Source organism: Lachnoanaerobaculum saburreum DSM 3986, from assembly GCF_000185385.1.
In the GTDB taxonomy this organism is placed as follows: domain Bacteria; phylum Bacillota; class Clostridia; order Lachnospirales; family Lachnospiraceae; genus Lachnoanaerobaculum; species Lachnoanaerobaculum saburreum.
The window spans coordinates 1,988,929-2,001,534 of record NZ_GL622296.1; the positions used below are offsets into that span (position 1 = coordinate 1,988,929).

The 12,606-nt window shown below is 39.5% G+C and carries 11 protein-coding genes; all 11 read right to left on the reverse strand.

The features are described from left to right. Positions 1–5: 5 nt before the first annotated feature. Positions 6–1,457 (reverse strand): acyl-CoA carboxylase subunit beta, encoded by a 1,452-nt coding sequence (locus HMPREF0381_RS09160; protein WP_008751685.1) that lies wholly within the window; start codon positions 1,455–1,457, stop codon positions 6–8. Positions 1,458–1,710: 253 nt separating this feature from the next. Beyond that, complete coding sequence (locus HMPREF0381_RS09165) at positions 1,711–2,532, reverse strand: purine-nucleoside phosphorylase (protein WP_008751686.1); 822 nt, start codon at positions 2,530–2,532, stop codon at positions 1,711–1,713. 10 nt (positions 2,533–2,542) lie between these two features. Then, the gene (locus HMPREF0381_RS09170; protein ID WP_008751687.1) at positions 2,543–3,730 is read right to left on the reverse strand and encodes a phosphopentomutase; all 1,188 of its coding nucleotides are present in this window, start codon (positions 3,728–3,730) and stop codon (positions 2,543–2,545) included. Next, a complete protein-coding gene (add, locus tag HMPREF0381_RS09175) occupies positions 3,727–4,713 on the reverse strand; it encodes an adenosine deaminase (RefSeq protein ID WP_008751688.1) in 987 nt (328 codons plus the stop codon). The genes HMPREF0381_RS09170 and add overlap by 4 nt, the downstream gene beginning before the upstream one ends. Positions 4,714–4,716: 3 nt before the next feature. Then, positions 4,717–5,376, reverse strand: a complete 660-nt coding sequence (deoC, locus tag HMPREF0381_RS09180; protein ID WP_008751689.1) for a deoxyribose-phosphate aldolase — start codon at positions 5,374–5,376, stop codon at positions 4,717–4,719. Positions 5,377–5,383: 7 nt separating this feature from the next. Continuing rightward, positions 5,384–6,319, reverse strand: a complete 936-nt coding sequence (locus HMPREF0381_RS09185) for an ABC transporter permease (RefSeq protein ID WP_008751690.1) — start codon at positions 6,317–6,319, stop codon at positions 5,384–5,386. Next, the gene (locus tag HMPREF0381_RS09190) at positions 6,319–7,386 is read right to left on the reverse strand and encodes an ABC transporter permease (protein ID WP_008751691.1); all 1,068 of its coding nucleotides are present in this window, start codon (positions 7,384–7,386) and stop codon (positions 6,319–6,321) included. Before HMPREF0381_RS09190 ends, HMPREF0381_RS09185 begins: the two co-directional genes overlap by 1 nt. After that, on the reverse strand, positions 7,379–8,896 hold the full coding sequence (locus tag HMPREF0381_RS09195; protein ID WP_008751692.1) for an ABC transporter ATP-binding protein: 1,518 nt from the start codon (positions 8,894–8,896) through the stop codon (positions 7,379–7,381). Before HMPREF0381_RS09195 ends, HMPREF0381_RS09190 begins: the two co-directional genes overlap by 8 nt. A 37-nt stretch (positions 8,897–8,933) precedes the next feature. Then, the gene (locus HMPREF0381_RS09200) at positions 8,934–9,776 is read right to left on the reverse strand and encodes a YjjW family glycine radical enzyme activase (protein ID WP_008751693.1); all 843 of its coding nucleotides are present in this window, start codon (positions 9,774–9,776) and stop codon (positions 8,934–8,936) included. Then, complete coding sequence (locus HMPREF0381_RS09205) at positions 9,776–11,320, reverse strand: YjjI family glycine radical enzyme (RefSeq protein ID WP_008751694.1); 1,545 nt, start codon at positions 11,318–11,320, stop codon at positions 9,776–9,778. Before HMPREF0381_RS09205 ends, HMPREF0381_RS09200 begins: the two co-directional genes overlap by 1 nt. A 95-nt stretch (positions 11,321–11,415) precedes the next feature. Further along, positions 11,416–12,528, reverse strand: a complete 1,113-nt coding sequence (locus HMPREF0381_RS09210; protein ID WP_008751695.1) for a BMP family lipoprotein — start codon at positions 12,526–12,528, stop codon at positions 11,416–11,418. Positions 12,529–12,606 lie beyond the last annotated feature (78 nt).

Here is a 12,606-nt window from a genome sequence, read left to right on the forward strand (position 1 = left end):
CACCTCTAAAATGACCCATGCTTCTTATATGGATTTTCTTCCCTCTTTGTAAAAAGCATCTCAAATGCAGCCAAAACTCTCTTTCTCGTATCCGCTACAGTGATAATATCATCCACATATCCTCTTCTTGCAGCATATACTACAGAATTTTGCAGATTTTCGTACTCTTTAGTCTTTTCTTCAATAGTTGCCACCGCGTCACTGCTTGTATCAATCTCCTTTGAATACATAATCTTTACAGCTTCACTTGCATTCATCATGCCCATCTTTGCACTTTCCCATGCAAATACCATATCTGCACCGATTGATTTTGAGTTCATTGAAATTGCCGCACTTCCTATTGCATCACCCACTATAAGAGTCACCTTCGGAACTGTAGCATTGGCAAATGCATATGTAAGCCTTGCTCCTGCCTTCGGTATTCTCTTTTCAGTACACTTTGTAGCTTTATATCCCTTCACATCTACCAATGTCAAAAGCGGAATATTGAATGCATCACAAAAGTCTATAAATTCAGCCGCCTTATCACTACCCTGATGTGACAACACATTATCAAATTCCTGTAGAGTCTCTCCGTTCTCATCAAACAAAGTTCTTCTGTTGGCTATAACACCGACAGTATTGCCGTTTAATCTGATAAATCCTGTAAACATTTCTTTCGCAAAATTTTTCTTTACTTCAAGCAGATAGAAACTGTCTGAAATTATCTTTGCGGCAACCGCCGGATCCTTTATACCGGCTTCAAGTTCAGGTGTAACTCTGTTTAAATCATCGTTGCACTCCATATATGACATATCATCTTCATTATTTGCAGGAAGTATGGATATAAGCTCTCTGATACCTGAGAGTATTTCGCTTTCAGTTCCGGTAAAATCTATAAGTGCCGTTGCCTCGGACTGAAACTTTGCACTTGAATAATCATTTTTATCCTGTGAGTTTTTATCAATTGCATTAGGAGAATTTACAAATATTTTTGCTTTGTCCCGCTCCATAAATACAAAATCACTCAGCCCGTTGCTTACAGCCATTCCTCCGCCGCTAAGACCGAAGACGGCCTGTATCTGCGGTATCACTCCGCTTGCCTTTACTTGTGCCGAATATATCTTTCCGAATGCATCCAAAGCATCAAATGACTCTTCAAGTCTAAGTCCCGCACAGTCAATAAGTCCTATAACAGGTGCTCCCGTCTTCATTGCCATCTCATACAGTGAAACTATCTTCTTGGCATGCATCTCTCCGATAGAGCCTCCAAGCACTGCGGCATCCTGACTGTATACATATACCAACTTACTGTCAATCGTACCGTAACCTGTATACACTCCGTCCTTTGGAGTATCTTTATTTGACAGATTAAAATCTGTGTTCCTTGCACTTATATATGAGCCAATTTCCACAAAACTTCCGGTATCCAGCAATTCTTCAATTCGTTTCATAGGCAAAACGCCTGTTTGAGCCATATACTAACCTCCATTTATCTCCATAAATTATATTGTTAAATACAAAACAATCTTTAACTATTTTATAATGAATTCACAAAAAAGACAAGGGCAAAAGAATTGAAATAATATTCACTTCTATCAAAATTTCTGCCCTTATGATTCAAATACTACACGCCCATAATGTTATCTTAATTATATCAAATCCTATAACATTTTTTATTTTTTTATCCTTTTATAATTTCACTAAAAAGGAGGTTCTCACCTCCCTTTCTTACATACTCTTTATTATATTTTTTACAAGTCCCTCAAAAATATGTGAAACTTTATTTGCCGCTTCCGATACCTCTTTATGATTTAACGGCTTATCAAGGATTCCGGCCGCCATATTAGTAAAGCATGAGATACCGCAAATCTCCGCTCCCATATGATTGGCAGCTATTGCTTCAATAGCTGTTGACATACCTACAGCATCGGCACCCAAAGTTCTTGCAAACTTTACCTCTGCCGGTGTCTCATAGGCAGGTCCGCTAAACTGCATATACACGCCTTCCCTTAAAGTGATACCGATTTCTTTTGCAGAGTTTCTTGCCACATCAAGCAGCCTCTGTGAATATACATGACTCATATCAGGGAATCTTGTGCCAAACTCCTCTATATTCTCACCGATAAGAGGTGAAGGAACTATAGTCGAGATATGGTCTGTAATAAGCATCAAATCTCCCGGCTTATAATCTTTGTTTACAGCACCTGCCGCATTGGTAAGTATAAGTTTCTTTGCACCGAGCATTATCATAAGTCTGGTAGGGAGTACAACATCAGTTACAGGGTAGCCCTCATAGTAATGCACTCTTCCCTTCATGATGACTGTCTTTACACCTTCCACAGTACCGAAGAGGAACCTTCCGTCATGACCTGCTACCGTGGACACAGGGAAACTTTCAATATCACAATAAGGTATCTCACATTCCACTTCCATATGCTTTGCAAACTCACCAAGTCCTGAACCAAGTACCAAAGCAACATCAGGTGTAAAATCTGTGACAGTTCTGATATAATCATAGCTTTTTCTTACTTTTTCAAAAATCGAATTCATAAAGCCTCCCTTACAGCTTATCCAAGATACTGTATCCTACAGTGTTTTTCGGCATCTCCAAATCAAAGTTGTCTACCACGCTTGCACCTATTACTGCAAATGTGTCCGTAGGCTCAAACAGTTTTCCTCCGTCAAACTTTTTTGAATATGATATAAAAAATACCGCCTCCCTTGTGTGATCTGTTCCGGTATGAGTAGGATCATTTCCATGGTCTGCCGTCAGTATCAACAGGTCATCCTCATTCATTTTCTCAAGGAACTCTCCCAGTTTTATATCAAACTTTTCAATTTCTTTTGCATAGCCTATGGGATCTCTTCTATGCCCCCAAAGTGCATCAAAATCCACAAGATTTGTAAAACAAAGACCTGTGAAATCTTCTAAGAGCATATCAATTGTCTGTTCCATACCATGTACACTTGAATCGGAGTGATATGCCTTTGTAATACCCTCTCCTACAAATATATCATTTATCTTTCCGATAGATATAACATCAAATCCGTTATCCTTTAATACATTGAGAGCGGTTCTGCCGAAAGGCTTCAGTGCATAGTCATGTCTGTTGGAAGTTCTTTTAAACTCACCCTTTTTCTTACCGATATAAGGTCTTGCAATAACTCTTCCGACCTTCCATTCATCTTTCATTGTCAGTTCTCTTGCAATCTCACAACATCTGTAAAGGTTTTGAAGGTCAAAAGTCTCTTCATTTCCACAGATTTGAAGTACCGAATCGGCAGATGTATATACTATCATTGCTCCTGTATTTATCTCTTCTTCTCCAAGCTCTTCAAGTATCTCTGTGCCTGAAGCCGACTTGTTACCTATTACTCTCTTACCGCATCTTTTTTCAAGTTCATCTATAAGCTCTTTTGGAAAGCCTGTATCTGTAAATGTCTGAAACGGCTTTTCGATTCTAAGACCCATCATCTCCCAATGACCTGTCATAGTATCCTTACCGTTACTCATCTCTTCCATTTTACAAAATCTTCCAAGAGGATTTTCCACTCCGCTCTCTCCGGTTACCGGATGAAGATTGTACATTCCAAGTTTCTTTAAGTTTGGAATATTCAGCTTGCCGTATTCTCTTACTATATGTCCGAAGGTATCGGTATTTGCATCGCCGAACTTAGCCGCATCAGGCATTGCGCCGATACCTAAAGAATCCAAAACAACAACAAAAATTCTCTTATATTTCTTCATAATAATACCTGTTTGCCAAGCTCTTTTAAAAGCATATCCTTAATATCATCACTTGCAAATGAAACTTCTATTGCATTCTTTATTCCCTGTAATATCTCATCATCATTTATCATATTCTTTTTTTGCAAAAATAATATCTCATCGGTAATACTTGTACTACTTACCAATCTGTTATCCGTATTGACAGTTGCAAGCAGGCCTCTTTTTATATAGTCTGAATAAGGATAAATATCCTTTTTACCCACCGCTTTAGTCTGATAATTGCTTATCGGACACATCTCAATACCGATACGCTTCTCCTTTGCAAGTTTTAAAAGTTTTTCATCATCTCTCATAGCAATACCATGTCCGATTCGTTTGGCACCGTACTCTATAGCACCTTCTATATTGGACTTAGGTCCCGCCTCACCTGCATGAATTGTAAAGTTCATACCCAAATCTTTGGCATATTTAAACAACTCACTAAACTCTTTTATAGGATGATTTGCCTCATCACCTGCCAAATCGAGACCTACCACGCCGTCTTTATAATATTCTCTTGCAATCTTAAACATTGACTTGCTTGCCTCTATATCATGATGAGTCATAGCACAGCATATGGCATTTCCATAGATGCCATACAGCCTGTAGCCTTCCTTCAGACCTGATATAACAGATTCAATCACATCCTCAGTGCTTAAACTGTCCGTAACGGATAAAAGCGGGGCAAACCGTATCTCAATATACCTCACATTTTCCTCCGCTGCCGACCTCATCACCTCTATAGTTGCCTGTTCTATATTTTCCTTTGAATTCATAGCACTTAGCGGAATATCAAATTTCTCAAGATATTCCACCAAGCTTGAACACTCCATGCTTACAGAAAGTTCATCCACACTGAATTTTCTCCCAAGAGTACTTTCAAGGAATGACTGTGAAAGTGAACCGTCCAGATGACAGTGTAAATCAAGCTTCGGCAATTTTAAAATTTTTTCTTTATTCATGTTTTATCCCATATCATAAAAGGCTGCTTCCACTATCTGTATTGTAGCACTTGTTCCAAGTCTGTTGGCACCTGCCTCTACCAACTCCTTTGCAAACTCATTGTCATGAATGCCTCCACTTGCCTTTACCCCCATATCAGGGCCTACAGTCGCTCTCATAAGTTTGACATCCTCTACCTTTGCACCTCCGGTACTGAATCCTGTAGACGTTTTTACAAAATCGGCTCCTGCTTCCTTTGCAAGTTCACATGCCTTTACCTTCTCAACATCATTAAGCAGGCAGGTTTCTATAATAACTTTTAAAGTCTTATCTTCACAAGCTTCTTTTACAGCCTTAATATCTTCCAAAACTACAGAATAGTCTCTGTCCTTTAAAGCTCCTATATTTATTACCATATCTATCTCATCTGCACCGTCCATCACGGCAATCTTTGCTTCAAGCGCCTTTGCCCTTGTAGACATTGCTCCCAAAGGAAAGCCTACTACACTACAGATTTTTACATCACTTCCATGTAAAAGATTTGCAACATACGGTACATAATACGAGTTCACACATACTGAACAAAAGCTATATGCCATAGCCTCGTCACACACTCTTTTTACATCTTTTCTTGTGGCATCCGCCTTTAATATTGTATGGTCAAATAATTTGGTTGATAACATACTCCTCCTATCTAGCCTTTACAAAAGGCTTACCGTTTGCCGCCGGCACCCTTGTACTTCCTACTACAAATACCAGTGCAAGGATTGTCACTACATATGGAATCATAGAAACTAAGTTCGGTGATACCGCATTGCCTGCTCCAAGTAATGCCTTGATACCGTTACAAAGTCCAAAAAGCAGACAAGCTCTAAATGCACCATGTGGAGTAAACTTTCCGAAAATAACTGCTGCAATTGCAATAAAGCCCTGTCCGACTATTACTGCCGGTCTAAACTGGCTTACTGTAGCAAGCGTAACAAAGGCTCCGCCAAGTCCTGCAAGAAAACCTGAAAGTACCACACAGATATACCTTGTGCGATATACATTAACACCCAAGGTGGCACAAGCCTGCGGATGTTCTCCTACAGCTCTAAGATGCATTCCGAACTTTGTCTTGTAGAATACAAACCATACCGCTGCAACCAGTATAAAGCTGATATATGCCACCGAATATGTTGAAAAAACATTGTAGCCAAAGGAGCCTGACGGAAACATTCCTTCAAACATCTTTGGAAGCTTTGAGGCTGTATCAAGTGCAGGTGAATCTGATGAATTATCAAATATCGCCTTGCAAAGAAATACCGCAAGTCCCGGTCCTATAAAGTTTATCGCAGTACCTGATATAGTCTGATCCGCTCCGAACTGTATACAGGCTACAGCATGAATAACTCCAAGCACTGCACCGCTAAGTCCGCCCGCAAAAAATCCGAGCCAACCGTTTCCGCTAAAATATGCTACACATGCACCTACAAATGCACCTATTGTCATCATACCTTCAATACCGATATTTACAACACCGCTTCTTTCAGAAAAGCATGACCCGAGAGCCGCTAAAAGAAGTGGAGGCGTTGCTATCAATATAGCATTTATCAAAAGCCCTAAATCCTTTATTAAAACTTCCATTATACCGCTCCCTTCTTTCCATGGTTTAAGAAAATATTTCTAAACAAACTTGATATTGCAATAAACAATATGATTACACCCATAATAATATCTACAACCTCTGAAGGCGCATTAACAAGTGAAAGTTTGCTTCCTCCATATTTCATTGCACCATAGAATATCCCTGCAAATATACAAGCTATAGGATTGGAAGAAGCTATAAGTGCTACGGTTATTCCTTGAAAGCCGTATCCCTCCTGACCTGAAAACTGTGATATCCTTCCGCTCATACCCATCAACTGCACCGCACCTCCGATACCTGCTAAAGCACCTGAAAATGCCATTGCAGTAAGAAAAGATTTGCCGGTATCAATACCTGCATATTTTGCCGCACTGTTGCTGAAACCTACCGCACGAAGCTTAAATCCGAGTGTAGTCTTATTTATAATGAACCATACAGCTATTGCAAATACTGTTGCTATTACAAATCCCCAGTTTGCAGCGGAAGCTCCCGTTGCAGCTATTATAGACTTAGGTGCAAGAATCCTTGCAGTACTTGCAATATCCTTTGTAGCCTCACCACCGCTTTCCTTATGTATCACTGTCAAATTCACTATAAAGTTTGAAAAATAGAATGCAATCCAGTTAAACATAATATATGACAAAACTTCATTTACACCTTTTTTTATCTTAAGAAGACCTACTATTGATCCCCATATACCGCCTGCAATTGCCGCGCCTATAAAGCAAAGCGGCACATGAATGATTGCAGGTGCCTTTATAAGAATACCCAGTACACAGGCTGTAAGTGAACCTACAACAAACTGCCCTTCCGCACCTATATTAAAGACTCCCGTTTTAAATGAAAATGCAACACTAAGCCCTGTAAATATAAGCGGGGCCGCATATATCAGGCACCAAATCATAAACTTCGGTTTACCGAAGATACCGTTAAAAAGCTGTACATATGCCTCAAGCGGGTTTATTTTTGCCACAGCAAGCAAAACCGCACCTACTATAAAACCTATTACTATTGATAAAAGAGTATAAAAAGCATTGCTTGAAAGTATACTGTTTTTCCTACTCATCCTTTTTTCCTCCCGCCATCAAAAGCCCAAGCTCCTTCTCATCCGCATCTTCCCCTAAGACCTCACCTGTAATCCGGCCTCCGAATATAACTTCTATTCTGTCTGAAAGATTCATAATCTCATCAAGCTCAAATGACACCAATAAAACCGCCTTATTCTTATTCCTTTGTTCCACCAAATATCTATGTACAAACTCAATAGCACCGACATCCAGACCCCTTGTAGGATTGACCGCAATCAAAAGATCGGAGTCATTTGTCACTTCTCTGGCTATGATTACCTTTTGCTGGTTTCCACCTGACAGAGTCTTTGCCGCCTTTTTTGCACTGTCCTTCGGTCTTATATCGAACTTTTCTATAAGTTTATCAGCATGAGCCTCTATATTTTTTTCATTCAATATACCGTTTTTTGAGAAAGGCTCACTCTCAAAATTTTGCAGTATAAGATTTTCCGCCACACTGAAATCAAGTACAAGTCCATGCTTTTGTCTGTCCTCAGGTATACTTGTAATGCCCATATCAAAACTCTGTTTCGGCGTAACATTAAAAGCATCCCTTCCAAGTATGGTCACAGTTCCCGACTCCGCCTTCTTTAATCCGGTGAGTATCTCTACCAGTTCAGACTGACCGTTGCCGTCCACTCCGGCAATACCCACTATCTCACCTCTTCTTACATCAAGACAAAGCGATTTGAGTATATCCGCCTTTCTGTAGTCCTTAGCACACAGATCCTTTACACAAAGCACCACCTCACCCGGCTCTCTTTTTTCTTTTTCTACAGTAAAGGAGACATCTCTGCCTACCATCATAGCTGCCAGTTCATTTTCACTTGTAGTCTTTACATCAACTGTATCTATATACTTCCCATGTCTGATAATGGTACATGAATCCGCACAGGCCTTTATTTCCTTCAGCTTATGTGTGATAAGTATTACAGACTTTCCGTCATTTGTAAGACTCTTTATGATATCTATAAGTTCAAGTATCTCCTGCGGTGTAAGTGAAGCGGTAGGCTCATCAAGTATAAGAGTCTTTGCACCTCTATAAAGTACCTTCAAAATTTCCACTCTTTGCTGCATCCCTACCGATATATCCTCAACCTTGGCATCAGGATCCACTGACAGACCATACCTTTTTGAAAGTTCCACTATTTTCTCTCGGGACTTTTTCAAATCCAATACAAGACCCTTAGTGTCCTCCATGCCAAGTGCAATATTTTCCGTAACAGTAAAAGGCGGTATAAGCATAAAATGCTGATGTACCATACCTATTCCCAAATCTATCGCTCTTTGCGGAGTACCGATAACAGTTTCCTTGCCGTCTATAAATATTTTCCCTGATGTGGGATGGTATAAACCATATAAAATATTCATAAGCGTAGATTTGCCGGCACCGTTCTCTCCCAAAATAGCATGAACCTCACCCTTTTTCACTGTGAGATTGATACCATCATTTGCAACAAAATCGCCAAACTTTTTGACTATATTTTGCATTTCGACAGCTATGTCCATTCTCCCTCCTTATCCTTTAAGCCCTTTTAGATACTTACTATATCAGCACAATATCACTAAAGCCGTTTTTTATTGCTATCTCCCTGGCTTCATTCATCTCTTCATTTGTCGGACTTTTATAGTCTCTGTACTCTTTTCTGACGCCGTTTTTTCTGTAGGAAATAATCTTATATCTTATATTTGAGATTTTAAGGAACGGAGCCAGCTCTTTTGATACATTATCAACAGTTTTTCTAAAGTCAAACAGCTCCGGTACAACTACAGTCCTCACTTCAAAAAGCTTTCCCATACCTGCCAGATACTTTGCATTCTTAAGTACAATATCATTTCCTACATCTGTAACTTTTATATGCTCATTGTAATCATATGCCTTTATATCAAGCATTACCCCGTCACAAACTTCCAATAAATCACTAAAATTTTTAAAATCTATACTACCGTTGCTGTCTATCATTGTACCTAATCCGATTTGTTTACAAAGGACAAATACCTCCCTCATAAAATCCGGATAAAGTGTACATTCACCTCCCGAGAAAGTAACTCCTCTGATAAAAGGAACATTTTCACATATCTTTTCAAAGGTCTCCTTGGAGGTCATTCTGACTATCCTGGGTGTAGCCCCATGCTTACAAACCTTAATACAGTTATCACAAGCTATACACTTTTCGGCTGCAAAGATTACCTTGCCGTCTTTATCACTTAGTGCGGCAGCAGGACAGACAGGCACACAGTCCATACAATTTATACAAAGATTTCTTGTCTCAGGATTGTGACAGTACTTACAGTTGAAATTGCAGCCCTGTAGGAATATAGCCGTTCTGTTGCCCGGTCCGTCCACACTGCTGAAAGGTATTATCTTGTTGATATCGGCACTGTACACTAACGTACTTTCCTCTCAAGTATCTTTCCGTTATGCTTTGCACCCATTCCAAGTGCTGTAGTATCTTGAAGTACACTTTCTCCCTTTTCAAGTTTATCTATCTCGGATCTCTTTACCAGATAACCTGTAATTCTGATTACATCGGAATCTGACGAATAAAATGAAAGGTATCTGATATTCTCTTTCATTGCACCCTTTATAATATCCAGTACATACTCATGATTTTTATGTACTGTAAGGTCTATCGGGAATATATCACCTGTTCCTGACGGAAAATACTTATGAAACTTTGCACAGTGCTTCAGGTGGTCTATAAGATTTTCAGGCTCCTCACCTATCGGAATTCTTGTTCCCGGGGATACCTTAACATCACTTGCTATACCTACCTGTGCATGAAGTAGGAAATGACCATGTGTACCCTCACAGTACTTGTTAAAATGATGTTTGTTAAAATCATCTATTATATCCATTATCTCTACAGCAAGTTTATCAGCTATATCACTGTGGCCGTATCTGCCCTCTATTCCTTCTTTTTCAAGGAGAATATTTACAGCTTCCGCAAGACCTACAAGGCCGAACATTGCAGAGAATCTCTCTCTTTTTATAAAGCCCTCTTTTGCAAGGAAATTATTTTCAAAGAAACCGCTCTCCTCAACCTCAAACTTTATTCTTTCATCCATATATCTTGCCATTATATCCATCATATATGGCAAAGTATTTGTCTTAAAGTCCTCAATATCCTTGGCTCTCTTTGCAATATTTCCCAATATCATTCTTGAAAGTGTATATGAACCGCCGCCAAGCAAAAGTCCGTTATAGCAACTTGCAATAACATACTTTTCACCAAGCTCACTGCTAAACATCTTATGATTTGCAAAAGACGGTTTTGCACTGTGTAGCGCCGTATTTATCGCCGTTAATGCAAACTCGTCACTTGTTACATCAGGATCATACTTTAAGGTGATATTCGGCACAGCCTGTTCAAGTTCAGCCTCCACCTCAAGTATTATCCTTCCTGCCAATGTATCCTTAGGTCCGATATTTGCATGTGAAAATGAATCTAAAATGGTCCTGTCCATATTTACAAAGAACAGTTTTATCATTTTCTTTGCCAAATCTCTGTCCATATCCTGTACAAAAGGATCCAAAAGTTCATCCAATTGACCTACATATACCGGAAAATTGGTTACGCTTGGAACATGGCGATAGAAAATAAGTAATGAATTTAATGCCTCATACAAATCCTTAGGCGGATCCAATTGAAGAAACTTACTTCCTTCTCTCATAAACTTCGCATAGTCAGGTATTATATATCTTGGTCTAAGCGGGGCATGCCCTTCAAACAAATCACATATACACTGACTGTCTATATCCGCATTAAGTAACTCATCCAACCCTTTCGGCAAATCAAGTACTTCAAGCAGCGAATCTGCATGGTTTGCCATTGTAGCCACTTTCTGCTCATGAGTAAGGCTTGGACTCTTTACAGTCTCAAGCATACTCTCTCTAATCTCATTTACTCTGTCTAAGCTTATATCTCTCATATTTCTCCATTCTATAAGGGTCTACCCTTAAATATACCTACGAAATTCATAGATATATTTAAGGGGGCAGCAAATCCTTGCTGCCCTTAATAAAATCAGTCAAGCTCGTAGATATCACCATACTTGGCTTCAAAATCAGCCTTTACCTTCGGTACAACTGTCTTTCCTGAAATTATATCAGCCTTTACACCCTCTACTTCCTTAAGAAGCTCAGGGTCAAGATTGTCGGTTGTAGGTGCGATATCAACACCGCCATCCTTTAGAGTATAAGTTTTAACACCCGGCTTATATTCACCGTCAAGAGCCGCCTTAGCCTCATCATATACAGCAATATCAACCCTCTTCATAGCTGAAGTCAGAATAGTCTTAGGTGCAACCTTTGACTGGTCGGAGTCAACACCGATAGCCCATATACCTGCTTCCTTACATCCGTCAATAACGCCAAGACCTGTACCGCCTGCCGCATGGAAAATAACATCAGCCTTATTTGCAACCATATTGTTGGCTGCTGTCTTACCTGCACCCGTATCTGCAAAGCTGTTTACATTGTTCTGTAATATAGTTGCATCCTTATTGGCATCCTTCACACCTGCAAGATAACCGTATCCGAATTCATTCATAGTATCTGTTGACATACCTATAACAAGACCTACAGTATTTGACTTGGTTGTCTTGCCTGCCACATAACCTACAAGATAAGAAGCCTGTGCCTGTTCAAACATAAGACAAGCCACATTATCAAGCTTAATTGATGAATCATCAACTATAGCAAACTTCTTATCAGGATTTGCCTCAGCCTCAGTCTTGAGTGCATCAGCCAGCTGATATCCTATACAGATGATAAGGTCATAGTCATCATCAACAAGGGTCTCAATATTTGGAATATAGTCAGCATCAGTCTTTGACTCAACATATTTTGCCTGAATACCAAGTTCCTTTTGTGCTTTTTGAAGTCCTTCCCATGCTGACTGGTTGAAAGAGCCGTCATTGACTCCGCCTACATCAGTAACCATACCTACCTTAAAGTTTTTTGCATCCTTTTTTTCACCGGCATCCGCTTTACTCTCATCCGCCTTGCTTTCACTGCCTTTACTTTCCTCAGCCTTTGAAGAAGTATCTGTCTTGGTTTCTGATGAGCCTGAAGAACAAGCTATAAGTGAGCATCCCATAAGTGTTGCCATAGTGATGGCCAATAATCTTTTTTTCATTTTTCCTCCTTAAAAACGGATAAACATTAAATAAAACATATCTTCGTAAGTATAAACCATAAACTATTTGTAATCAAG